Source organism: Acinetobacter portensis, assembly GCF_010646905.1.
GTDB lineage: Bacteria > Pseudomonadota > Gammaproteobacteria > Pseudomonadales > Moraxellaceae > Acinetobacter > Acinetobacter portensis.
Genome location: NZ_JAAARQ010000002.1, coordinates 528858 through 553682, shown reverse-complemented (window position 1 = coordinate 553682; position 24825 = coordinate 528858). Strand labels below are relative to the sequence as shown.

Genomic DNA, 24825 nt, shown 5'->3' with positions numbered 1-24825 from the left:
TTGAATCAATGATGATACAACACAGGGCCACATGATGTGGCCTAAGTAAATAAAAATCTACCTCATGGATTGGAGATGAAAATGTCACAGGATTCCACATTACAACGTGGCTTAAATACCCGTCATATTCGCTTTCTTGCTCTAGGTTCTGCAATTGGCACAGGTTTATTTTATGGTTCGGCGACAGCAATACAAATGGCAGGACCATCTGTACTTATTGCTTATGTAGTCGCGGGTATTGCCATATATATTGTGATGCGTGCATTAGGCGAAATGTCAGTACACAACCCTGTATCAGGGTCATTTAGTCATTATGCAAGTAAATATATAAGTCCTCTTGCTGGTTTCACAACGGGATGGACTTATGTTTTTGAAATGGTCATTGTTGCATTGGCAGATGTGACAGCCTTCGGGATTTACATGGGATTTTGGTATCCAGATGTCCCAAGATGGATTTGGATTTTATCCCTCATTTTATTTCTAGGGGCAATTAACTTAATACACGTAAAAGTCTTTGGTGAATTAGAGTTTTGGTTATCTATATTAAAAGTGAGCGCAATTGTTGCCATGATTTTAGGTGGCTTTGGCTTAATGATTTTTGGATTTAATTCAGACCACGGCACAATTGTTTCAGGCATACAAAACTTATGGATTTATGATGGTTTCATGCCAAATGGTATTGCGGGTTTAGTTGCTTGTTTATCTGTAGTTGTATTTGCTTTTGGTGGTATTGAAATTATTGGTATTACTGCAGGTGAATCTAAAGATCCAAAAACTTCAATTCCTAAAGCAATTAATGCAGTGCCAGTTCGTATTTTATTATTTTATGTACTGACTATATTTGTGTTAATGGCAATTTTTCCTTGGAATCAAATTGGTACACAAGGCAGTCCATTTGTACAAATTTTTGAGAGTTTAGGGATAAGTTCGGCAGCAACCATTTTAAATATTGTGGTCATTTCTGCGGCAATTTCTGCAATTAATAGTGATGTTTTTGGAGCAGGTCGTATGCTCTATGGTATGGCTAAAGAAGGTCAAGCACCAAAGGTATTCACTAAAGTTTCTAAAAATGGTGTGCCATGGATGACGGTTGTTGTTATGGCGGCAGTGCTTTTAATTGGAGTTGTACTGAACTATCTCATACCAGAAAATATTTTCCTGATTATTGCATCAATTGCGACCTTTGCTACAGTTTGGGTCTGGCTCATGATTTTGCTTGCTCAAGTAGGAATGCGACGGAAATTATCGAAAGAAGAAATTAAGCAGCTTGATTTTCCTGTCATAGGCTGGCCATTTGCACCTGCATTTGCAATAGTTTTTATGCTGTTCATTTTGGCAATGATTGGATATTTCCCTGACTCACGTCCCGCAATTTACGTAGGTGGTGTTTGGTTGGCAATCTTATGTGTTGCTTATTATATTAAGATTAAACCTCAAGAAAAAAGGTTAAAAAATCTTCATTCAGCCGAATCTAAATCCGAAGACAATCACTAAATTAAGCTTCGCTCAAAACATAGGTTTTGAGCGAATGGAGGCGAAAGAATGAAAAAACTTTGGATAAACTGCCATATTGCAACCATGGAAAATGCACAATATTCATGCATTGAAAGTGCTGCAATCATTACTGAAGATGAAGCCATTTATTGGATTGGCGAAGAAAAAAATCTTCCGAATATTCAATGTGATGAAACTATTGATTTAAATGGTGCATGGGTGACACCCGGTTTAATTGATAGTCATACACATAGTGTATTTGGTGGCAACCGAAGCGTTGAATTTGAACAGCGTTTACAAGGTCTAAGTTATGCAGAAATTGCTAAAAATGGTGGTGGAATTGCAAGTACTGTAAATGCGACACGTAAAGCAACAGAAGAAGAATTATATAATTCAGCATTAAAACGTGTGCAGAATTTTAGCCGAGAAGGTGTTACGACCATTGAAATTAAATCTGGATACGGTCTAGATTTTGAAAATGAACGTAAAATGCTCAAGGTCATCAAACGATTAGCGGAAACTTTACCACTCACAGTAAAAAGCACATGTTTGGCTGCACACGCTCTGCCTCCAGAATTTCAGGGACGAGCAGATGAATATATTGATTATATTTGCGAGGAAATGCTTCCAAAACTCAATGAAGAAAAACTAGTAGATGCTGTAGATGCATTTTGTGAGCATTTGGCATTTTCACCGGCACAGGTTGAGCGAGTTTTTAAAGTGGCGCAAGCCTTAAACTTACCAATAAAGCTACATGCGGAACAGCTTTCCTCTTTAGGTGGATCGAGCTTAGCGGCAAAGTACCATGCACTATCGGCAGATCATCTGGAATATATGACTGAAGATGATGTTGTAGCCATGGCAAAGTCAGGAACGGTTGCTGTGCTTTTACCCGGTGCTTTTTATATGTTGCGTGAAAAACAATATCCACCTATTCAAAGCTTACTCAATCATGGTGTGAAAATTGCCTTATCAAGTGATTTAAACCCCGGAACATCACCCGTACTTTCACTTCGCTTAATGATGAATATGGGAAGTACATTATTTGGTTTAACACCCGAACAAACTTTAGCGAGTGTCACAATCCATGCGGCTTATGCACTTGGTTTGCAACAAAGTCATGGAAGCTTAGAAGTTGGCAAAATTGCAGATTTTGTTGCATGGGATATAGAACATCCATCTGAAATTACATATTGGTTGGGTGGAGATTTAAATAAAAAAGTGATTCAAAAAGGTCAAATCATAAAATTTTAAATCAATATTTAATCAATAAGTGAAAACCAATATGAAAGGGAATGACCGTGAATAATGTATATCAATGGAATGGTCGCCATGATGGTAATGGTGATGAACATTTAAGAATGTATCATGTGATGAATCAATCACAACATGCTAAATTCGCGCTGATTGGTTTTAGTTCTGATGAAGGTGTACGACGTAATCAGGGGCGTATAGGGGCCGCGCAAGCACCCGATTTAATACGAAAACAATTGGCGAATTTACCCGTTCATACACCTGTTTCTATAACCGATATGGGAACAATAGCTTGTATTGATAATAATTTAGAACAAGCACAGTCAAAGTTAGCAGATCAAGTTGATTTAGCCTTGCAACAAGGGATGAAACCCATTGTTTTGGGCGGTGGACATGAAGTTGCATTTGGTAGTTTTAGTGGGTTATTTCAACATCTTCAAAAAAACAATACTGAGCAAAAAATCGGGATTATTAATTTTGATGCACATTTAGATTTGCGTGAAGACAGTCAAGCGACATCAGGTACACCATTTTTACAGGCAGCTCAACTTTCACAACAGCATCATCAAGAATTTCATTATTTGTGCATTGGCGTTGCTAGACATTCCAATACTAAAAAGCTATTTAATACGGCCAATGATTTGAATTGCCAATATATTTTTGATGATGAAGTTGAACGTCAAAATTTAGAATCTTTATTATTAAAGATTGATTCTTTTATGAAACAGGTTGATGTACTTTACGTTACTGTCGATTTAGATGTTTTTTCTGCTTCAATTGCGCCGGGTGTAAGTGCTCCTGCTGTTAAAGGCATTGAGTTAAGAATATTCGATTTGCTTATTGCTCATATTCAAAACAGTGGAAAAGTGAGGTTGTTAGATATTGCCGAGTGCAATCCTAATTTTGACCAAGATCAACGAACAGCAAAACTAGCAGCATATATAGTTTATAACTTTATTTCGCATGATTTGTAGTATTGGATGAGTAATTGTCAATTGATTTAGTTATTTATAAGTGGAAACTATTTTAAAAAGCTACGCTTTGAAGTGGCTTTTTAAATCATGCATTTTGAATAAAAAATGTATTTGACTATAATTTAATGAATTTATATTGATCAGTTTCTTAGATTGGTTGCTTCAGTAGAGTAAACTTTTCGTATCCAAATATTCAGATGTAAACAGCGATTTAATGAAATATTATAAATAGAACTACCAAGAAAAAACTAATAAGGAAAAGATGAATTAATGACACGGAAAAGGGAAATTGCCTTAATTCATCTTTAATTCATACTGAGATTGTACCGAACAGAGGAACATCTCAAATGAAACATACACGCATTAGAACATTCAATACAAAAGCAACTTATCCAGAACAAAACTTAGATAACGATTTATGCCAAGCCGTTGTTGCTCGTGGTAGTACGGTATTTTTACGTGGTCAAATTGGTCAAAACCTAGATACTTCAGAAAGCGTGTGCATTGGCGATGTTGCAGGTCAAGCCGAACAAGCGATGTACAACATCAAAATGTTACTCGAAGAAGCGGGTGGCGAGTTAGAAGATATTTGCAAAATCACCATTTATATTATTGATCCTCGCTACCGTGAAGATGTTTACCGTGTTGTAGGTAAATGGCTTAAAGGTGTATTCCCAGTTTCAACAGGAATTGTCGTATCTGCACTTGCTCGACCTGAGTGGTTGGTCGAAATTGATGCAACAGCAGTCATCCCAGACTAACTAAATAAAAAAGGAAACTGCCTATGACATTTTCAATTATTGCTCGTTGCAATAAAACGGGGCAATTTGGAGGAGCTATTAGTTCTTCCTCTCCAGCTGTTGCAGCACGGTGCATTCAAGCCAAAGCAGGAGTGGGAGTTGCTACATCTCAGAACATTACAGATCCATACTTGGCAAACATTTTGCTAGATATGACCAAGTATGATCTGGCTCCAGAAGAATCTATTGCAGAATTGGTCAAAAATACTGACTTTATTGAGTATCGTCAGCTATCTGTGATCAATTCTGATGAAAAACCTGCTGCATTTAGTGGCGAGTATACATTAGGTGTTCATTCTCAGTGCGTAGGAGAGCATGCTGTTGGTGCAGGAAATCTTCTTGAAAATGAAGATGTTCCAAAAGCAATGGTAGATGCTTTTCATCAAGCAACTGGAAGTTTGGCTGAACGTTTGATGATTGCGCTACAAGCAGGTTTAGCCGTAGGTGGGGAAGCGGGTCCAGTTCATTCTGCAGGTCTTTTAGTTGTCGATAAACTGGAATGGCCTGTCATTAATTTACGAGTTGATTGGTCTGAAACTCCAATTGAAGATTTATATCAACTTTGGAAAGTTTATGAACCGCAAGTTGAAGATTATGTTGTTCGTGCGCTCAATCCATCAGGCTCTCCAAGCTATGGTGTACCAGGTAGTGAATAATTCTTCATCAAGCGCTTATCAAGGATGCAACAGTGCTAAACAGAATATCATTACGTCAAATGCAATATTTCGTTGCTACTGCAGAAAGCGGTAGCATCATTATTGCTTCGGAGAAAATTCACGTTTCTTCGCCATCTATTTCAGCAGCAATTGCACATATAGAATCTGAATTGCAGGTTCAGTTATTTATTCGCCAACATGCTAAGGGGTTAAGTGTTACGGCAATTGGCGAAAAAGTGATGCAAGAATGTAAATATATTTTAAGTCAGGCTGGGAATTTATATTCTTTAGCAGCAGATTTTTCAGGATCAATTCGTGGTCCATTAAAGCTTGGATGTTTTACTGCATTTTCACCGATGATTTATGCAGAAATTATTCATGGTTTTACGAATTTATATAAAAGTGTCAATTTAGAATTATGCGAAGATGATCAGCAAGTTTTACTCAATAGCTTGGTTCGAAATGAGTTAGATGTTGTTTTAACTTACGATTTAAATATTGACCAAGATCTTATCAATTTTGAATCTTTAGCTGTTTTGCCTGCGCATGTTCTTGTAAGTGAAGCACATCCCTTAGCGAAAAATGTTGCGGTGACTTTAGAAGAGCTAGCAGAACATCCAATGGTATTACTCGATATGCCATTTAGTAATGATTATTTTATTTCTTTATTCCGAAATCATAAATTAAGCCCAAAAGTGGCACATTCATCTCGTCATGTTGATGTTGTGCGTTCAATGGTTGCTAATAATTTGGGATATACCATTTTAAATGTACGACCAAAAAATAATTATTCTTTAGATGGAAAGCGCCTTGTACGTTTGCGTCTTGCAGGTGAGCATCGTCCTATGAAAATAGGTTTAGCGACTGCTAAAAATGCAACGTTAAATACGGTTTCTCAAGCATTTATTAGTCGTTGTCGTGCATTTTTATCTAATCAATATATCCCTGGAATGGGAGATGCGCATTTCTTTGATCCGCATGTTCGTATGAAGCGTGTTGTGGAGGAGGCTTAAATTTATGAACGATTTTAATAGTATTGCTCTCTTGTCTAAACTTATAGCATTCGATACCACATCATATAAGAGCAATTTAGATTTCATTTTATTTATTAAAGAATTATTCGAGCAAAATAGCATTCAAGTCGAATTGAATTTTAATGCTGAAAAAAACAAAGCAAATTTACTGGCAAGTATTGGACCGTTAGATCAAGCAGGAATTATTTTATCGGGGCATTCAGATGTTGTTCCTGTTGAAGGGCAACAGTGGGATACACCAGCTTTTGAAGCAACTCACAAAAATGGCAATATTTATGGACGTGGCACAGCAGATATGAAAGGCTTTTTAGCCTGTGCCGTGATCACAATGCTAAAAGCTTCTAAACTAGAATTAAAAAGACCGCTGCATTTATGTATTTCTTATGATGAAGAGATTGGCTGCATTGGTGTACGTGGAATTCTAGATCAACTCGCATCAACGCTTATTTCTCCAATTATGTGTGTCATTGGTGAACCAACAATGATGCAACTTGCATTGGCACATAAAGGAAAAACTGTATTTCGAGCACAATGTTGTGGGGAAGAAGGGCATTCTGCTTTAGCACCGAATTATGTTAATGCGATTCATGTAGCAAGTAAATTGGTGGAATCTTTACAAAATGTTCAGCAATATTTAAGGGAACAAGGTCAACAAGATTTAGGCTATGACATTCCTTACACCACGGTACATGTAGGAAAAATTGCAGGTGGAACGGCATTAAATATTGTGCCTAATTCATGTGTTGTAGATTATGAAATTCGACATTTAGCACAAGATAATAGCTTAGATATTCAGCAGAAAATTATTGAAAATATTAAACAAGATTTTCAAGTTCATATTGATGTGGAAGAGGTTAATCAGTATCCGGGATTAAAAACATCTTCAACCATTGAGGCTGTTCAATTTATTCAGAAACTATTACCTGAAAGCACATCTGTTGGAAATATTTCTTTTGGTACTGAAGGTGGTTTGTTGCAAGGTGCGCTGAATTGTCCTGTGGTGGTTTGTGGGCCGGGTGATATTGCTGTAGCACATAAACCCAATGAGTATGTTACGGTAGATCAGCTGAATCAATGTGATATTTTCTTAGAAAAGATATTAATGAGTTTGCAAGTATGATTATTTTAAAATAATATTTGTATATTAATTAATTTATGTGTATAAATATTTAAAAATATTTTTTTAAATAAATTAATTTATGCATTATTTTAATGCATTTTTATTTAATAAATTAAAGATCAATTATTATATTGGTCTTTTTTATTGCTTAAAAAAAACAATATTAATGACTCAATTTTTCAAAATTACTTATTTATATAAATTCCGATATAACAAAGGGAAGAGATAAGAATCATGTAAGTGAGGTTTTGAATGGATTTTAATTGGGCATACACATTCAGTTTGTTTTCACATAAAAGTTTTTGGCTTGCAACGTGGACAGTAATTGAGCTTAGTGTTTTAGTCTGGGTGATTGGCATTGTGTTGGGGTTTATCTTGGCATTTGCAAAACAATCCAAATTCAAAGCTGTAGCATGGGCAAGTGATTTATATATTTGGTTTTTTAGAAGCTTACCTTTATTGGTTTTACTTGTATTTACCTATAATTTGCCACAAATTTTCCCTGCATCGAGCATTGTTTTAGCATCACCTTTTATTGCGGGTTTACTTGCCATGACTTTAAGTGAGGCAGCTTATATTGCAGAAATTCACCGTGGTGGTTTAACTGCAATTCATAAAGGTCAAATTGAAGCAGGTAAAGCATTAGGCATTAAATACTCAGGTATTCAGTGTTTAATTGTTATTCCACAAGCATTTCGGGTGGCATTACCTGCACTTGGAAACGAATATGTTTCAATTGTGAAATTAACATCTTTAGTCTCTGTTATTTCTTTAACTGAAATTTTATTAGTAGGACAACGCCTATATACGCAAAACTTTTTGGTTATGGAAACGATGCTTGCAGTTGCGTTTTACTATGTTTTAATTGTGACTTTATTTGGTTGGTTACTGGGTTGGTTTGAAAGAAAGATTGATATTACCAACCGTAAGCCCGGGTTGTTAGAAGACAATGATCCATTGAATCAACTTCCTATTGCATCGGTACGCGCACGTAAAGAAATTTCAACAGATCAAGCTGGAAAGTATGCGCTAGAAGCAATTGATATTCATAAATCTTACGGTAATCAAGAAGTTCTTAAAGGCATAGACTTAAAAGTAAAATGGGGCGAAGTCATTTCAATTATTGGGCCATCAGGTTCAGGAAAAACAACACTTATTCGTACTTTAAATGGTTTAGAAACTTTAAATAAAGGAACTGTAAATTTATTGGGGCAACCGTTTTTAAAAGATCAGGAAATTACAGAACATTCACCTGAATACAAAAAGCAGATTATTCACGTGGGAATGGTTTTCCAAAGCTTTAATTTATTTCCGCATAAAACAATTTTAGAAAACGTGATGCTTGCGCCTTTGTACCACAACTTAGGAACAGTATTAGACAGCAAAATTACAGCACTTGCGATGCTTGAAAAAGTAGGCATGAAGCAACATGCGAATAAATATCCGCATCAACTTTCGGGTGGTCAACAACAACGTGTTGCAATTGCCCGTGCTTTGGCAATGCAACCATCCATTATTTTATTTGATGAGCCAACTTCGGCACTCGATCCTGAGCTTGTAAATGAAGTACTTAAAGTTATTGAAGAGCTAGCAAGTGAAGGTTTAACAATGATTATTGTGACACATGAAATGCGTTTTGCATTTAAAGTTTCAGATCGTGTGGTATTTATGGAAGGTGGTCATGTTATTTTAAATGATGCTCCAGAAATATTGGAAAAATCAGAAAATGAACGTTTCCAAAGATTTATTTCGAAAGAGTAATGAAAACTATATTTAATAAAAGCAGCTATTTTGGCTGCTTTTTTATATTCATAAAGATGTACTTTGGATAATTTTTATTTTTATAAAGCTTTGCATTAAAAAATCCTAATCGGATTATTAAAAATAATCATCTATATTTTAATTACAGAATAAATGAATACTTAACTTTGGGGAAATGTAATGAAAAATAAATCAATTTTAGTCGGTGCTCTTGTTGGTAGCTTATTCTTAACAGCTTGTGCAAAAAAAGATGAAACAGCTTCAACCGAATCAACTGCTAAAAAATCTGTAACTGTAGGTTCAGACTTAACATTTCCACCGTATGAGTTTTTAAAAGATGGTGTACCTAGTGGTGTCAGCGTTGAAATTATGGAAAAAATTGCGGAAGTTGATGGCACGTATAAACCTGAATGGATTGACACCCGTTGGGCAAACTTAATTCCAGGTTTGAAAGGTGAGAAATTCGATATTTTATTTTCCTCGATGTACATCACCAAAGAACGTCTTGAACAAATTGACATGATCCCATACTACAAAACGGATATTTCATTGTTGGTATTGAGCGATTCTAAGCTAGATCCAAAAGGACCAAACGATTTATGTGGTCGCACAGTTGGTGCAATGAAAGGCACGGCATTTTCTGCACAAGTACAAGAAATTTCAAAAGAACGTTGTGTTGCTCAAGGGAAACCTGCAATGACCATTCGTGAATTTGAAACATCACCACAAACAACACAAGCATTGCTTGCTCATGCTGTAGAAATTCAATATGACGATGCGGCTGTGCTTAAAGCCGCAGAAAGTCATTTAGCTGGAAAAGTCAAAATCACATCTACTGAAGAATTTTTCCCAACTGTAGGGGGAATTGGTATTCGTAAAGGTGATACTGCGACGTATAAACTAATTGAAGATGGCATTAACAAAATTAAAGCATCGGGTGATTTCGAAAAAATCTTGGCTTCTTATGGTTTAAAAGCACCAACAGATGAAGACATTAAAGCTGTGATGAATAAATAATGATGAAGTGATAAGGAAACTAAAATGTTAAACCAAACACAAATAGATCAATTTCATAAAGATGGTTTTTTAGTTGTTGAAAATGTTTTAAGCCAAGATGAATTATTAGGCTTAAGAGCTCAACTTGAATCTTGGGTAGATGAAAGCCGTGATTATACAGAAGCATATGGCGAAACAATTGATGGTCGTTCACGCTTTGATGTCGATCCAACAGACCATAGTGCCGATCATCCATCATTAAGACGTGTAAGTTCTCCAACAGAAATTTCAGATGCTTATTTTGAAACAGCGATTCACTCAAGTATGGCGGAAATGGCAGGTCAGCTTATTGGTGGAAGTGGAACACGTTTTCATCACAGTAAAGTGAATGCAAAACTACCGCATACGGCAACAACTGTAAAATGGCATCAAGACTTTCCATTCACACCACATACCAATGACGACATGATTACTGCATTGCTCATGGTGGGAGAGGTGACTGCTGAAAATGGTCCTTTACAAGTGATTCCGGGTAGTCATAAAGGTGAGTTGTACAACCATTGGCAAGATGGACGATTCACAGGAAAAGTAGAAGATACAGTAGAGGCTGAAAAGTGCCAAAAATATGTATCATGTGTAGGTTCTGAGGGTTCCGTTTGCTTTATGCATACACGCTTACTTCATGCATCGGGTGCGAATAATACAGAGCTGCCACGTTATTTATTTATTACGGTTTATGCTGCTGAAGATGCTGTTGCATTGTCAGATAACCCATTACCAAGCGTACATCAAGGACAATTGGTGTATGGCGTGGAAAGTGGTCAAGTGCGTATGTCTGAAAATCAATTAAGACTTCCACAAAAACCCAAAGGTGCATCTTTCTTTGTGCAACAAGCTGGTTTAGAAATGGCTTAACCAATGTAGATCAACAAAAAGTAAATAAAGAAAAAGAGCTTCAATTGAAGCTCTTTTTTATACGTTAATCGAATGAAAAAAATTAATAGATTAATCCATAAAACTTGGGTCTTCTTGGGCTAAAATATCTTTCATTTCTTCAAAATGTGCAATGCTGAAATCTTCAATTTTTACCCAATCTTGAGCAGTTTTCTCAGCAACATCATCACCTAGAATATTCAAGGTTTGTCCTGTTGAATAGGCATTTATTAAAATTTGGCTAGCACGTTCAAAAGTGTACATATCATCAAAAGCAATACCAATATCATGTGAACCAATCAGCACGCCATGATTGCCCATCAATAGGCGAGTATTATCTTTTAATAAAGCTGCTAAACGCTGACCTTCTGCAAGCTGATCTGCCATTCCGCTATAGTTCGAATCGTAAGAAACACGATTGAAATAGCGTGCGCTGTTTTGTTCAATAGGTAGTAAAGTTGGATTTTTTAAACAAGAAAGTGCAGTGGCGTAAATAGGGTGTAAATGCATAAGAACTTTAATGTCTGGACGTAATTTGTGGATTTGTCCATGAATAGCCCAAGCCGTTGAATCAATTTTTCCTTTCTCGAAACTTGCAGAATCATCGGCATGAACCAAAATTAAGTCACTGGCTTTCACCTTCGAAAAATGCACCCATTTAGGGTTCAATAAAAATGATTTCCCATCTTCCGAAACTGCTGCACTAAAGTGGTTTGCAACGGCTTCATGCATACCTAATTTTGCACTTAAACGAAGCGCTGCAGCTAAATCTATGCGTGTTTGTGATTCACTTTTCATTTAAGTTATCTCATTGGAATTTATAAAAATTCTAAATTGTTTTAGCTATTTGTTTGCATCGCTTTTTTAAGATTACTAGCACGGAAATTCAAAATTACTTTATGAAAAAAACTCACGTATAACATTTTTAAGCCAATTAAAAATGTGTCATGGGAGTTTCAAAATGAATGCAATGTTAAAGATGAAACCGCTTGTTGCAGCAGTATGTTTAGTTTGGGGATTAACTGCATGTAGCGAAAAAACTGAATCAAAAGCAGAAGATAAAACGGAAACGACTGCAAAGGTTTATCAAATTGGTAGTGATATGACTTTCCCTCCATTTGAGTCTATTGAAAATGATCAGCCTGTTGGTTTTGATATTGATATTGCGAATGGAATATTTGCTAATTCAGGTGAAACTGCCAAGTTTGTAGACAGCCGTTTTTCTAATTTAATTACAGGTTTAGAGGCGAAGAAATTTGATTTAGTAATGTCAGCTTTATACATCACAAAAGAGCGTTTAGAAAAAGTAGACATGGTTCCGTATTACATGACAACGGAAGCATTAATTGCACTTTCAGACTCACCTTATCAACCGAAAACACGTGATGATTTATGCGGAAAAACCATCTCAGCACAAAAAGGTTCAATGTTCCCAAAACAATTACATGAAATGTCTGCTGAAAGTTGTGTTGCTAAAGGCAAAGGCGCAATTACCGTTCGTGAATTTGATACATCACCTGAATCTGTACAAGCATTGTTAGCAAAAGCGGTAGATGCACATTATGACGATGCGAGTGTTGCGAAAAGTACGGTAGATAAACTGAAAGGTCGTATCCAAATTAGTTCTACAGAACCGTTCTTTCCTGTGCTTGGTGGTATTGCGATACCAAAAGGAAATGCTGAAATGCTTGAAAAAGTGAAGTCAGGCTTAGATGCAATGAAGAAATCGGGTGAATACGACAAGCTCATCGCGAAATATAACTTACAAGCACCATCCGATGAAGAAGTGCAAAAGTATATGCCTCAATAATTTATTCAACCGAATTAATCGTTTTTTAATCAGCTCTTAAATGAGAACATCATTATGCAAAAAAATGCGTTAAATAAATGTATCGCACTCGTAGTTTTAGGGTGCTTGGGGACTCCAGCTGTAGCAGCAGATTTAAAAATTGGTAATCCTGAAACAGATTTGGGGGAACTTTCAGTTTCAGGTTTTTTACGTGCTAAATACCAAGATAAAAGCTGGTCTGATAGCGACCATAAATTAACTTTTGATGCTGCTAAAATTAATGTGGACTATAAGTCACCAAAAATATTTGGACATATTGAATACCGTTGTTATCAGTTTGATAAGTTATGTGATTTTTCTACACTTGTAGATACGTATGCAGGTTATAACTTTAATGATAATCACTTGGTACAAGCAGGTTTACAAGCTGTACCATTTGGTCCAGGTCGTTTTTGGGAAAGTAATAACTATGGCGGTATAATCACCCAAATTGGTCTAGAAGATGTTCATAATTTAGGTTTGAAATATCAGGGTAAATTTGATTCAGGAACCAAAGTTGAACTTGCTTATTTTGTAGGTGATGGTGGTAACTATGGCGGTTCTTCTAAAGATGCAAGCAGATACTCATCAAATTATGTAAACCCTAATACATCTGGCAATGCACATTTAGATGAAAAGAATATGTTTGTTGTTCGTGTGCAACAAGATATTGGTGGATTACCCGAAGGTTTAAGTTCTAATGTGGGCGCATCTTATTGGTATTCAGATATTGATAATAAAACGTACAACGCAACAGGTGATCGTAAAGCTTGGGCGCTATTTGGGAACCTTGCTTACAACGATTTAGCAGTTAGCTTAACTGTAGGTCAAAATGATGTAGATAATAAAGATCCGATTAATCCAAAATCATCTTTAATGGGATCATTTGATGATAACTACATGGTTGCGAATAAAGGAACTTTTTATACAGCTGATGTGAGTTATACCTTTAAAGATGTAGGTAAGTTTGACTCGATCAGCACTTATGCGATGTATAGCAGCTACGATAAAGATGAAAAAGGCTATGCAACGTCTACACGTAATATTATTGGTGCAGCAGCAAGTTATAAGGACTTAACATTCTATGCTGAATATATTCTAGGTAAAAATGATGCGATGTTAAGTACAGCATCAGGGTTTGATGATGCTTATGCTTCTGGTGGAGATAAAGGCACAAATAAACAGGTGAATTTACAAGTTTCATATAGCTTCTAAGTGTTCATTTAGTTTTAGCTTTAAACACCGCATAAAGAAATTTATGCGGTGTTTTTATTTTATAAGTATGAATTTTAAAACTCTATTCACTAATTTAATCCTAATGCTGAAAATAATTGAGCTAGGAAAAAGCGCTATATAGCTATGCAATACATGTTTTCTTGGATTTTGTTGTATTACTTTAAATCTAATGTTTTTCAATTAAATATGCATTATGCGAAGAGCTAATAATAGGGGCGTTGTGGTGATCTAAATTCGAGTAAGAATCAACTAAAAACATAAAAATATTAGATGTATTCTGAGTTGATGTAACACTCGATTGTTAATGGATAGGTTGTAAAAGAAGTTGCAAACCTCATTTTCTTTTATACCTAAAATATTACTCATAGGTAGCTCTTTTTAATGAATTTATGTGGTAAATCTGGGTTTATTACATAAATGTGACATATATTGCGATTGAAATTTAAAAAAAAGAACTAAATCAAATATTAGGTTTTAGAGTTAAAACCTCGCTTAAAAAACCATCTATACCGATTAACTTGTTTAAAAACATATACATATTGTGAGGTATGTGTGGTGTTTATGCTTAAAATAATAATTACCCTATAAATATAGTGTAGTTTATTTAAATTATATATTAAGTGATTTTTACATAAAAAACAAATCCTTACTTTTTATGTGTGATTATTGAACGCAACTTTACCCTGTAAGTAACTTCTTGTAAGTACTATGCGTAGACCGTTTGGTAAACAATTTTTTTAATAATTACAGGGTATTCTTATGAAAATTAATGCATTAAATTTAACTCTATTATCAACAGTTTTATGTTCAGCTACAGCATTTGCTGCTGATCCTATAACCGTTAATGGTGGAACTGTGCATTTTACGGGTGAGTTGGTAAATGCAGCATGTGCTGTTAGCACAGCATCTGCAAATCAAACTGTTGAGTTAGGTCAATACCGCACAGCTTCATTAGCAGAAGCTGGTAAAAAAACAACACCTGTACCGTTTAAAATTCAACTAGTTGATTGTGATCCTACTGTTCAGGCGACAGCGGCTGTTGCTTTTTATGGTCAAACTTCTGATGTAAATCCAGAACTACTATCTGTATCTGCTGGCGGTACTAATGCAACAGCTGCACAGAATGTTGGTATTGAAGTTGCTGATGATAAATCTAAAATTTTAGGTTTTAGTGGTAAGGATTTCTCTAACCCTAAAACTTTATTAGAAGGTAATAACGATCTTAACTTTACTGCACGTTATGTATCTACTGGTACAGCGACTCCAGGTACAGCAAATGCTGATGCAACTTTCGTTGTTAAGTATGAATAAATAATCATTATCTAGAATAATAACTATTTCAAAATAATATAAAAAAACTTTATGGCGATTTATATCGCCGTAAAGTTTTAATAAAAATCTTAATTTTAACGTGTGTAATCTGTAAGCTATTCAAGAGATTAATATAATGTCAAATTTATTTAGAAAAAGCCTTATTGTTTTAGGTTTAATTTTATCATGTCTTACCACTGTTTCTTATGCAAGTAATACGGCTATTGGTGGTGTTTCTTTAGGTGTTACTCGCGTTATTTACCCTATTGATGCAAAACAAGTTTCTTTACCTGTTATTAATCATAGTAAGAATGATCGATATTTAATAAATTCTTGGATAGAAACTGATTATCAAAAAAAATCTAAAGATTTTTTAATTACTCCGCCTTTATTTGTTGCTGAAGCAAATACCGAGAATACTCTTAGGATTGTAAATGTTGCTAATAATTTACCATTCGACCGCGAATCTGTTTTTTTGGGTAAATGTAAAATCAATTCCATCAGTAAATAAAGAAGACTTAGAAAGTAAAAATCTTTTACAGCTTGCAGTTTTATCGCGAATTAAATTATTTGTTCGTCCAAATGATTTGCCATATAAATCTGAAAAAGCTTTAGAGATGATTTCTTTCGAGAAAGGTTCTAATGGGATTGTGGTAGATAATAAGTCACCGTACTTTATTTCATTTGTGAATGTTTATATTGGTGATAAAAAGCAACCAAATGTTATGGCAGCACCATTTGAAAAAACTACAATTTCTAGTGTGTTTGGTAAAAACTTTAGTTATCAAACCGTTAATGATTTCGGCGGATTAACACCGAAAACTGAAATTAACTTACATTGATATTTATGATGACTACTCATTTTAAAATACATCAAATCAATATTACATATGTGAAAAGTAAATATTTTACATATCCTGTATCGGTTGTATTGAGTTTATTTATTACGACTAACCTTCATGCCGAGCAGGTATTTAATCCTGCATTTTTGAGTGATGGTTTATCTGGAAGTCAAATTTCTGACTTGTCAAAATTTGAGAATACGACACATCAGTTGCCTGGTATATATCGTGTTGAAGTCTCAGTTAATAATGAATTCATGTTTACACAAGATGTAAATTTTATTGAGAAGCCTGATATTAATGACCCTACAGGATTATTTCCGTGTTTTAATTTAAAAACATTGGAGCAATTTGGCATTAATATAAATCAGTATGAAGAATTAACTATCGCTGGAAATTCGACTTGTATTGATTTTCTTTCTATTATTGAAGACTCTACATCTAACTTTCAATTTGATAAACAAAAATTATCTGTAACTTTTCCTCAAATATCTCTTAAAAACCAGGTTCGTGGATATATTCCACCAGAACAATGGGATAATGGTATTTCAAGTTTATTTACTAACTATAATTTGTCGGGATACAATAATTCAAATGACAAAAGTCAGAGCATTTTTTTAGGCTTAGACAGTGGATTTAATTTGGGTTCTTGGCAATTTCGTAACTCAAGTAGCTTTAGTTATAATTCTAATAAAAATAGCTCATCTAAAAGTTGGACTAATTTAAATACATATGCTCAAAAAACATTAGTACCGATCAGTAGCCAATTAACCATTGGTGATAGTTCATCCAATAATGATATTTTTGATAGCTTTAGCTTTCGTGGTGTTCAGCTATCATCGTTAGATAATATTTATCCAGATAGTCTACAAGGTTATGCTCCTACCGTACGAGGTATTGCAAAAACCAATGCCAAAGTCGTAATCAAACAAAATGGAAATATTGTTCAGCAAGTTACTGTTCCGCCAGGTCCTTTTACAATTAATGATTTAAATCAGACAAATACCAGTGGTGATTTAGACATTACTATTGAAGAAAATGATGGAACTAAGCAGCGCTATATTATCCCATATTCAACATTACCTATTTTTCAACGCGAAGGTAGGACTAAATATAATGTGATTGCTGGACGATTCAGGAGTGGGCATAAATTTCAAGAAAATCCAACTATTGTTCAATCAACCCTAGCACATGGTTTAGGTGGCGGATTCTCTATATATTCTGGAACACAGCTATCCGATAGATATCAAAGTTTTTTATTAGGTCTAGGTAGTAACTTAGGTCAGTATGGTGCTGTGTCTTTTGATATCACGCATGCGAATAGTACATTGGCCGATAATTCTACCCATGATGGTCAGTCAGTCCGATTTTTATATGCAAAATCATTAATTAATACAGGTACAACTTTTAGGTTGTTAGGGTATAGATATTCAACTAGAGGATTCTATACGTTAAATGATACTGCCTATAATAAGATGAGTGATTCAGGATCTACAAACCCGAGTATTACAGATTACTATAATTTAAATAATACAAAAAAAGGGCGTTTTGAGGCGAATATTTCTCACTCTTTCGGTAAAAAGTATGGATCTATATATTTATCTGGCAACCAACAGACATTTTGGGGAACAAAAAACAAAAATACATGGTTTCAAGCTGGTTATGCCAATTCTTGGAATGATTTTAACTTTTCATTGGCTGCAAGTTATGTTCGATCATCTGAAGTTGATCAGAGTGACACACAGTTTACTGCAAATGTATCGTTTCCTTTAGATAAGTTATTTTCTAAGGCGTATAGAGATAAAAATCAACGTAGTAGATCTTATGTTACAGCATCAACAAACCAAGGGCCTCATGGTAATACTTCATATAATACAAGCATTAATGGCACATTATTAGAAGATCGTAATTTAAGCTATAGCCTTAGTCAGGGCTATATTAATGATCGAGATAGTAATGGTTCTGTGAGTGTCGGTTATCAAGGTGGGTATGGTAATGTCGGTGCAAGTTATAGTTATGATAAAGATAATAACCAATTTTCATATAATGCATCTGGTTCAGCGCTTGTCCATGCGAATGGCATTACATTTGGTCAGGTAATAAGTGACACAGCTATTTTAGTAAAAGTTCCTGGTGCTAAAAACATTAAAATTGAAAACTATACTGGTGTAAAAACAGATTGGAGAGGCTATGCAATTGTTCCTTATGCAAGTGCATATAGACAAAACCGTATTGCACTAGATACAAATAGTTTTGGCGACAATGTGGAAATTAATAATAACGTTGAAAATGTAGTTCCAATACAAGGTGCTATTTCCCGAGCAACATTTACAGCAAATGTGGGTGTACGAGCATTGGTTACTTTATCTAAGAATGGTGAGTTTATACCGTATGCAAGTAGTGTTATTGAAACTGAAAGTTCTTCACAAGGTTTTGTTGCCGATGAGGGGCGCGTTTATTTAACAGGCTTGCCTCATAAAGGAACCTTAAATGTTACATGGGGAAGTGATAGTAACTCGAGTTGTTCAATTCCTTATGATATTTCTGAAGCTGATCTTTCTCAATCTATCATTCAGTTTGAACTTGAATGTGAATAGGTAAACAAGAAATGAAATTTAATTTTTTAATATTTGCTTTACTGTTCGGTTGTTCTATTCAAGCGAATGCACATATATGTTGGAATTCAAAAGGACAAGGGTAGTGGATGAAGTATTTTATGACTTATCAAATACCTTCACTAGCTCAAATAATAAGCCTGGAGAAATCGTAGAGCTTTTAAAACAGTTTAATTATAGAGTTACCGCCGTTTGTCCGAAGCACAGTTCTAGTGAGAGTAATAATAGAACAAGACGTAGCTATGTAACAGAGTTTCCTATTGTAGAGACGCTTGGAGGGTATCAGTATCTTAAACTCAATGATTATTTATTGGGTGCAATGGCGATTACAGACTCTTATGCTGGAACTTTTTATCCTCCTGTTGACCATAAACAAATGGGATCTCATCCAAATGTTTCCAAAGGGACTGCTTTTCCAGTTACAGATTCGAACTTTAGATTTCGCTTAAAAGTGATTAAGCCTTTTATTGATTTTATTCCAATACCTAAACGTACGCTATTTAAGGTGTATGTCACTATTGGATATGATGCGCTAACGACTCCTGTTTATGAAATTTCTTATAGTGGTAGTGTTACTGTGCCTCAAAGCTGCGATATTGGAGTTGGGGACACTCTGGACATTGATTTTGGTAAAATTTCATCTCAGGCTTTTGTTCAAGCTGGTGCTGGTAATAAACCAGTGGGTACAAATGAACAAGTTAGAACTTTAGCTATTCAATGTAAGAATATTAATTCGTATGCTGCTTTAACAATTCGACTAGAAGCAGAATTAGTCTCTGGCGAAATCATGCAAACGAGTAATCCTGATATTGGGGTTAAAATATCAGATAATAAAGGAAAGGTTTTAATACCAAATAATATAAATAGTACTATTCCATTTATATTTAATAATCCTCCTGTAAATGTTGTTATTAAAGCTTGGCCAATTAGTCTTACTGGAAAAGCACCTGAAGTTGGACCTTTTAGAGCTCGTGGTTATCTACGAGTTGATTTTGAATAAGAGGTTTATTTATATGAATTTATTTATAAAAACGGGGCTGTTATTTGTTTGTATAGGTTTTAGCCATATAGGCTATGCCGCTCTGACTGAACTTGCACGAATTAATGTGGAATTATTTGGTGAGGTCACTACATCTACATGTGGTGTCTTAGAATCAGAGCAACATAAGTATATTGACTTAGGTGTTCACTCTATTAAGAGTTTGAATGGTGTTGGCACTAAAACAAAACCTGTACCTATTCCTTTTACTTTGAGTAACTGTCATCCTAATAGCCCAATAACATTAACGTTTAGTGGCACTCGAGATGTTTCAAACCCTGAATTTTTAGCACTTGAGAGCTTGCCTAATATGGCGAAAAACGTAGCAATTGAGCTTCTTGATCATGATAAAAAAAGACTTCCTCTTAATACGAAAAGTCAGACTTTAACTGCTGATCAAGATGGTCGGATTGTTACAAACTTTTATGCTAATTATATTGTTACTCGTGATTCAGTAACCCCAGGTGTTGCTAATGCTAATGCACAATTTACAATTCAATATGATTAAATAAAGTATAGCTTCTAAGTGTTCATTTAGTTTTAGCTTTAAACACCGCATAAAGAAATTTATGCGGATTTTTTAGACCTTTAGATGTTAAAATTTTATAATCAATAATTAGAATTAAGCACTTAACAAATATGAAACTAATAGAAATTGAGCCTTATTTCTGGGAGTTATATCAAGATGAAAGTGCAATGTATCTCCGTATTGCTATTCACAATAGTTTTGTGACTTGGGATAAATCTATCTACTTAGATGAGAACGCCATCAATCATTATTTTAAGGAAGGTAAACTTAGTGTTGATGCATTAGCGAAAAGAATTGAAAGTAGTATAATTAGAAAGGATTATGATCGATTCTATTCTTATCAAATTGTAAATAAAGAACAAAAACAAAGAATGGATGGAGCATTTATGGCTTGGAAAAACACTAATCAGGCATAAAGTAAACAATTATATAAATCTTAGAATAATAAAAGAGGCATAAAGCCTCTTTTTAAGCAAATAATCTAAGCTGCTTGACCTAATCCTTTTGGAATACCATTACGACCAGGGAAGTCTTTCGCCAGTTTCCGAGCATTTGGCATTTGTAGCCATAAACGTAATAATTTACGACGTTTTTCAACCTCATCATAATCTTCAAAAGAGGAGCGAGAGTGCATAACACAATAATTATTACAGAATTGAATATCACCAGGTTCAAGCATCATATCAAGTCTAAGATCTGATTCTTGGCTGATTTTATCAAAAATATTTAAGGCATCCGTTTGAACTTGTGAAAGCGGAACTTGACGACGATCATGCCCAAGTTCAATGTAATAACGTAAATATCGGCATGCTAATTTTCCCTCAAAATAACTAAAAATAGGAGATAAAGAAGGTTCAATTTCACCTAAATGGTCATACCAAGCAGGATGATAAAAATAGCCTAAGTATTCAGGATATTTTTCTAGAATTCGATTATAAACCGTAGATGAGCTGACAATACTGCTTAAACCACCTTGTTTAGCTTTACGAATTGAAAGTAAGCCTACAACATCGCTTAGGTCTGCATGGTAAGGCAAATAATCATTGGTTTCATAAACACGCGTCATTTTCTGGGTTTTATCACCAATATTTTCGACATAACCAATAAGATCACCACGTGCATTTTGAGTAACGGAATTACCCATGTGCAAACCTAAAATATAATAAATATTTGCCAGTTGGTTTTCATTGTATTTATTGGCATCTAAACCACGAATCACAATGAATCCGTAACCATTTTCGAGTTCATTTGTAATGTAATCAATTTGGAATAAAAATTCAGGATCGTCAATCAATGCATCTTCTTTAACAAAATCGGGTGCAACTAAATTTCGAGCTTCTAGTTTTGCTTGTACAGCATCAAGAACATTTAAAACATGTGGGGTGAGGTGGTAAATCCAATCGGTATTATTTGCGATTTCACTTCCAACCCATGCGCATTTATCGGTAATTTTTTCTTTCAATATTGTATTCATTTTCCCCAATCCTCATGAATGTGTTTGTTTGTCATACATAAACATGCACATATTCCAAAGGTGAATATGTGCATGTTGAATTAAGATTTAGGCTGTGTTTTTCAGCAGATTTTTATCAGTGGTGTATTCAAGATATTTACGCTGAATGTCGATGTGTTCTGCAATGTGTTTTGCATCGTGCCAAACACCCCAAATGAAGCTTGAACCACGACCTGTTAAATAGGGCAAACCTAAGAAATAAACGCCACGCTCAGGTGAAATTCCTTGTTTATGTTTTGGTTTATTGAACTCATCGAATGCATTCACTTGTAGCCAGTTAAAGTCATAACTAAAGCCTGAAGCCCAAATAACAGAGGTAATATTTGCCTCTGCCATATCCAATTCTAAAATTGGATTAAGCACACATTCTGGGTTTGGGAGTTGATGTCGTGCTTGTGGTTCTGTTGGTAAATCTAAACCATTTTTTGCCACATATGCATCTGCTTCATCATAAAAAGCCATGAGTACAGCATCACCATCTTCTAAATTTTTCTTTAAATCGGCTTTAAATTTAATGATGTTGTTGTCAAAAGATTCAGTCATACCAACGAGAGTAATCCCTTGTTTTTCTAAAGCGCGAAAATCGATATTGATACCGCCATGTGCACCACTAACAGCTAAGCCTTTAAGTGGTCCATTGTCTGTACGCATAAAGTCCCATCCGCCTAAAACACCTAACCACCATACGTTGTCACGGTTACGATAAGTACGCGGTGGACGCTCATGTTGACCAACAGATAGATAGACTTTTTTGCCTGAACGATTAATTTCATCTGCAATTTGAACGCCCGATGAACCCGCACCAATCACTAAAACAGCACCTTCAGGAAGTTGTTGTGGGTTTTTATATTGGTCTGAATGAATTTGATAAAAAGATGGATCTTTTGCTGCTACAGGCGGAATGACTGCTTTTTGGAAAGCACCTGTCGCAGAAACAATACGTTGTGTATAAATCGTTCCTTCAGATGTTTCTACGGTAAAACCTAAATGTTTTTCAGATTTATATGCTTTATTTACCGATACACCTGTATGAATTGGTAAGTTAAATTTTTCGGCATATTTTTCAAAATAATCGGCAACTTTATCGTGGTGAACAAAACTATCAGGATCTGCATCAAATTCTAGACCGGGGAAACAATCGTGCCAGCAAGGACCATTGGCAACAAGTGAATCCCAACGACGTGTACGCCAAGCTTCAGCAATTCTATTTTTCTCAAGCACAACATGTGAAATACCTAAAGTTGTTAGATGTTCACTCATTGCTACGCCCGCTTGACCTGCACCGACTACAACAGTATCGACATTTAAATTATCTAATTTCATTTTATAAATCCTTCTTGCCAAAGCTTGCTATCTAAATTCGCTGTTTTATCTTTTTATATTTTTGAAATATTGAAACTCCAAAAATTAAAAATCTGTTTCGATGGATTCAATATAAGTAGCTCTGTTGAATAGCGAAAATCATATAAGCAGAACGCTTGCATCAAAAAAACCGAATTGCTTAAGGCGCTTGAAGTTCATATAAAAGTGAAGAGATTTTTGAGCTTAAAAATTTATTGTTTGTTCTATTTTTTGTGGTGAATTGGGACTTTTCATTCACAAGTGAATGCATCAATAAAGTCATTTTATAAAAAGGGTATGACATGAAATCACGTGCAGCGGTTGCATTTGCGCCAAACGAACCATTACAAATTGTGGAATTAGATGTTGAAGCACCTAAAAAAGGTGAAGTATTGGTAAAAATTACTCATACAGGCGTTTGCCATACCGATGCTTTTACATTGTCAGGTTCAGATCCTGAAGGAATTTTCCCTGCGGTACTCGGGCATGAAGGTTCAGGTATTGTCGTTGAAGTTGGTGAAGGTGTGACAAGCGTTCAAGTGGGTGATCATGTTATTCCGCTTTATACTGCGGAATGTGGAGAATGCTTGTTCTGTAAATCGGGGAAAACCAATCTTTGTGTGTCTGTTCGTGCTACACAAGGTAAGGGGGTAATGCCCGATGGTACAACACGTTTTTCTTATAATGGTCAGCCAATTTATCACTATATGGGTTGTTCAACTTTTTCTGAATATACCGTTGTTGCAGAAGTTTCTTTAGCAAAAGTAAACCCTGAAGCAAACCCTGAACATGTGTGTTTATTAGGATGTGGTGTAACGACAGGTATTGGTGCTGTACATAACACAGCGAAGGTTCAAGAAGGGGATTCTGTCGCGGTGTTTGGATTGGGCGGAATTGGATTAGCTGTAGTTCAAGGCGCACGTCAGGCAAAAGCAGGGCGCATTATTGTGGTAGATACCAATCCTGAAAAATTCAAATTAGCAGAAGAATTTGGCGCAACCGATTTCGTAAATCCAAAAGACTACGACAAACCTGTGCAAGAAGTGATTGTGGAAATGACGAGTTGGGGCGTAGATCATTCATTTGAATGTATTGGCAATGTGAATGTAATGCGTTCTGCGCTTGAATGTGCACACAGAGGTTGGGGACAATCGATTATTATTGGTGTGGCAGGTGCAGGTCAGGAAATTTCAACACGTCCGTTTCAATTAGTGACTGGGCGAACTTGGAAAGGTACTGCATTTGGTGGAGTTAAGGGGCGTACGCAATTACCAAAAATGGTTGAAGATGCAATGAAAGGTGAAATTCAGCTTGAACCATTTGTTACCCATACTATGGGCTTAGATCGAATTAACGAAGCTTTCGATTTAATGCATGAAGGAAAATCAATTCGTACAGTTATTAATTTCAAAGATTAATCATCTCAATAAGAAACTAAAAAAGTCCCATTTATTGGGGCTTTTTTTATAATTGGAATAAATTTTTTAAATGATAGATATAAAAAAACCAATGTTCTAAACGGGTGAACATTGGTGAAAGCAAATTGAGG

Annotated in this window: 21 protein-coding genes and 2 pseudogenes; 20 read left to right on the top strand and 3 right to left on the bottom strand. The window is 35.2% G+C overall.

Features of this window, described 5'->3' with window-relative positions:
- Nucleotides 1-81: 81 nt before the first annotated feature.
- From GTK57_RS02515 to GTK57_RS02470, 11 genes and pseudogenes are all read left to right on the top strand, one after another.
- Entirely contained in the window at nucleotides 82-1494 is a 1413-nt protein-coding gene (locus tag GTK57_RS02515) for an amino acid permease (RefSeq protein ID WP_163121170.1), read from the top strand.
- A gap of 48 nt (nucleotides 1495-1542) precedes the next feature.
- Nucleotides 1543-2748, top strand: a complete 1206-nt coding sequence (hutI, locus tag GTK57_RS02510) for an imidazolonepropionase (protein WP_163121168.1) — start codon at nucleotides 1543-1545, stop codon at nucleotides 2746-2748.
- Between the two features lie 47 nt (nucleotides 2749-2795).
- The gene (gene hutG / locus GTK57_RS02505; RefSeq protein WP_163121166.1) at nucleotides 2796-3722 is read left to right on the top strand and encodes a formimidoylglutamase; all 927 of its coding nucleotides are present in this window, start codon (nucleotides 2796-2798) and stop codon (nucleotides 3720-3722) included.
- A gap of 347 nt (nucleotides 3723-4069) precedes the next feature.
- Nucleotides 4070-4483, top strand: coding sequence for a RidA family protein (locus GTK57_RS02500; protein ID WP_163121164.1), 414 nt, complete (start codon nucleotides 4070-4072; stop codon nucleotides 4481-4483).
- A gap of 23 nt (nucleotides 4484-4506) precedes the next feature.
- Entirely contained in the window at nucleotides 4507-5178 is a 672-nt protein-coding gene (locus tag GTK57_RS02495) for a DUF1028 domain-containing protein (protein ID WP_152874084.1), read from the top strand.
- Between the two features lie 32 nt (nucleotides 5179-5210).
- Complete coding sequence (locus GTK57_RS02490; protein ID WP_163121162.1) at nucleotides 5211-6191, top strand: LysR family transcriptional regulator; 981 nt, start codon at nucleotides 5211-5213, stop codon at nucleotides 6189-6191.
- Between the two features lie 4 nt (nucleotides 6192-6195).
- Entirely contained in the window at nucleotides 6196-7332 is a 1137-nt protein-coding gene (gene argE, locus GTK57_RS02485; protein WP_163121160.1) for an acetylornithine deacetylase, read from the top strand.
- Nucleotides 7333-7584: 252 nt separating this feature from the next.
- Nucleotides 7585-8235 (top strand): annotated as a pseudogene (locus GTK57_RS14865) (amino acid ABC transporter permease); the annotation flags it as partial.
- A 96-nt stretch (nucleotides 8236-8331) separates the two neighbouring features.
- A complete protein-coding gene (locus GTK57_RS14860) occupies nucleotides 8332-9093 on the top strand; it encodes an amino acid ABC transporter ATP-binding protein (RefSeq protein WP_456236765.1) in 762 nt (253 codons plus the stop codon).
- A gap of 180 nt (nucleotides 9094-9273) precedes the next feature.
- Nucleotides 9274-10110, top strand: a complete 837-nt coding sequence (locus GTK57_RS02475; protein ID WP_152874081.1) for an ABC transporter substrate-binding protein — start codon at nucleotides 9274-9276, stop codon at nucleotides 10108-10110.
- 24 nt (nucleotides 10111-10134) lie between these two features.
- Nucleotides 10135-11004: a phytanoyl-CoA dioxygenase family protein gene (locus GTK57_RS02470; RefSeq protein ID WP_152874080.1), complete on the top strand. Its 870-nt coding sequence runs from the start codon at nucleotides 10135-10137 to the stop codon at nucleotides 11002-11004.
- A gap of 90 nt (nucleotides 11005-11094) precedes the next feature.
- Here the strand turns inward: GTK57_RS02470 and GTK57_RS02465 are convergent, their stop codons facing one another.
- Complete coding sequence (locus tag GTK57_RS02465) at nucleotides 11095-11820, bottom strand: class II aldolase and adducin N-terminal domain-containing protein (RefSeq protein WP_163121156.1); 726 nt, start codon at nucleotides 11818-11820, stop codon at nucleotides 11095-11097.
- A gap of 163 nt (nucleotides 11821-11983) precedes the next feature.
- On the opposite strand from GTK57_RS02465, the gene GTK57_RS02460 reads away from it, so the two are divergent.
- From GTK57_RS02460 to GTK57_RS02425, 8 genes and pseudogenes are all read left to right on the top strand, one after another.
- Nucleotides 11984-12832, top strand: coding sequence for an ABC transporter substrate-binding protein (locus GTK57_RS02460; protein ID WP_152874078.1), 849 nt, complete (start codon nucleotides 11984-11986; stop codon nucleotides 12830-12832).
- 54 nt (nucleotides 12833-12886) lie between these two features.
- Nucleotides 12887-14065 (top strand): hypothetical protein, encoded by a 1179-nt coding sequence (locus GTK57_RS02455; protein ID WP_228720279.1) that lies wholly within the window; start codon nucleotides 12887-12889, stop codon nucleotides 14063-14065.
- A 780-nt stretch (nucleotides 14066-14845) separates the two neighbouring features.
- Nucleotides 14846-15397, top strand: coding sequence for a type 1 fimbrial major subunit FimA (gene fimA / locus GTK57_RS02450; RefSeq protein ID WP_152874077.1), 552 nt, complete (start codon nucleotides 14846-14848; stop codon nucleotides 15395-15397).
- Between the two features lie 136 nt (nucleotides 15398-15533).
- A pseudogene (locus GTK57_RS02445) lies at nucleotides 15534-16239 on the top strand (fimbria/pilus periplasmic chaperone).
- An 8-nt stretch (nucleotides 16240-16247) separates the two neighbouring features.
- Nucleotides 16248-18836 carry a fimbria/pilus outer membrane usher protein gene (locus tag GTK57_RS02440; RefSeq protein WP_152872830.1) on the top strand — a complete coding sequence of 863 codons (2589 nt, stop codon included), beginning with the start codon at nucleotides 16248-16250 and terminating at the stop codon, nucleotides 18834-18836.
- Nucleotides 18837-18939: 103 nt separating this feature from the next.
- Nucleotides 18940-19854 carry a fimbrial protein gene (locus tag GTK57_RS02435; RefSeq protein ID WP_228720277.1) on the top strand — a complete coding sequence of 305 codons (915 nt, stop codon included), beginning with the start codon at nucleotides 18940-18942 and terminating at the stop codon, nucleotides 19852-19854.
- Nucleotides 19855-19867: 13 nt separating this feature from the next.
- Nucleotides 19868-20401, top strand: coding sequence for a fimbrial protein (locus GTK57_RS02430; RefSeq protein ID WP_163121154.1), 534 nt, complete (start codon nucleotides 19868-19870; stop codon nucleotides 20399-20401).
- Nucleotides 20402-20532: 131 nt separating this feature from the next.
- Nucleotides 20533-20838: a hypothetical protein gene (locus GTK57_RS02425; protein ID WP_163121152.1), complete on the top strand. Its 306-nt coding sequence runs from the start codon at nucleotides 20533-20535 to the stop codon at nucleotides 20836-20838.
- A 65-nt stretch (nucleotides 20839-20903) separates the two neighbouring features.
- Here GTK57_RS02425 and GTK57_RS02420 read toward each other — a convergent pair whose 3' ends face one another.
- Nucleotides 20904-21896: a TauD/TfdA family dioxygenase gene (locus tag GTK57_RS02420; protein ID WP_163121150.1), complete on the bottom strand. Its 993-nt coding sequence runs from the start codon at nucleotides 21894-21896 to the stop codon at nucleotides 20904-20906.
- A gap of 87 nt (nucleotides 21897-21983) precedes the next feature.
- Nucleotides 21984-23258: a flavin-containing monooxygenase gene (locus tag GTK57_RS02415; protein ID WP_163121148.1), complete on the bottom strand. Its 1275-nt coding sequence runs from the start codon at nucleotides 23256-23258 to the stop codon at nucleotides 21984-21986.
- Nucleotides 23259-23578: 320 nt separating this feature from the next.
- On the opposite strand from GTK57_RS02415, the gene GTK57_RS02410 reads away from it, so the two are divergent.
- Nucleotides 23579-24694, top strand: coding sequence for an S-(hydroxymethyl)glutathione dehydrogenase/class III alcohol dehydrogenase (locus GTK57_RS02410; protein WP_152872738.1), 1116 nt, complete (start codon nucleotides 23579-23581; stop codon nucleotides 24692-24694).
- Nucleotides 24695-24825: the final 131 nt, after the last annotated feature.

Bases quoted from the DNA above. Each gene is read 5' to 3' on its own strand.
- GTK57_RS02495 (WP_152874084.1), top strand. From the start codon at position 4,507: ATGACATTTTCAATTATTGCTCGTTGCAATAAAACGGGGCAATTTGGA.
- fimA (WP_152874077.1), top strand. From the start codon at position 14,846: ATGAAAATTAATGCATTAAATTTAACTCTATTATCAACAGTTTTATGT.
- GTK57_RS02465 (WP_163121156.1), bottom strand. From the start codon at position 11,820: ATGAAAAGTGAATCACAAACACGCATAGATTTAGCTGCAGCGCTTCGT.
- argE (WP_163121160.1), top strand. From the start codon at position 6,196: ATGAACGATTTTAATAGTATTGCTCTCTTGTCTAAACTTATAGCATTC.
- GTK57_RS02455 (WP_228720279.1), top strand. From the start codon at position 12,887: ATGCAAAAAAATGCGTTAAATAAATGTATCGCACTCGTAGTTTTAGGG.
- GTK57_RS02425 (WP_163121152.1), top strand. From the start codon at position 20,533: ATGAAACTAATAGAAATTGAGCCTTATTTCTGGGAGTTATATCAAGAT.
- GTK57_RS02420 (WP_163121150.1), bottom strand. From the start codon at position 21,896: ATGAATACAATATTGAAAGAAAAAATTACCGATAAATGCGCATGGGTT.
- GTK57_RS02430 (WP_163121154.1), top strand. From the start codon at position 19,868: ATGAATTTATTTATAAAAACGGGGCTGTTATTTGTTTGTATAGGTTTT.
- GTK57_RS02410 (WP_152872738.1), top strand. From the start codon at position 23,579: ATGAAATCACGTGCAGCGGTTGCATTTGCGCCAAACGAACCATTACAA.
- GTK57_RS02460 (WP_152874078.1), top strand. From the start codon at position 11,984: ATGAATGCAATGTTAAAGATGAAACCGCTTGTTGCAGCAGTATGTTTA.
- hutI (WP_163121168.1), top strand. From the start codon at position 1,543: ATGAAAAAACTTTGGATAAACTGCCATATTGCAACCATGGAAAATGCA.
- GTK57_RS02515 (WP_163121170.1), top strand. From the start codon at position 82: ATGTCACAGGATTCCACATTACAACGTGGCTTAAATACCCGTCATATT.
- GTK57_RS02500 (WP_163121164.1), top strand. From the start codon at position 4,070: ATGAAACATACACGCATTAGAACATTCAATACAAAAGCAACTTATCCA.
- GTK57_RS02415 (WP_163121148.1), bottom strand. From the start codon at position 23,258: ATGAAATTAGATAATTTAAATGTCGATACTGTTGTAGTCGGTGCAGGT.
- GTK57_RS02440 (WP_152872830.1), top strand. From the start codon at position 16,248: ATGACTACTCATTTTAAAATACATCAAATCAATATTACATATGTGAAA.
- GTK57_RS02470 (WP_152874080.1), top strand. From the start codon at position 10,135: ATGTTAAACCAAACACAAATAGATCAATTTCATAAAGATGGTTTTTTA.
- GTK57_RS02475 (WP_152874081.1), top strand. From the start codon at position 9,274: ATGAAAAATAAATCAATTTTAGTCGGTGCTCTTGTTGGTAGCTTATTC.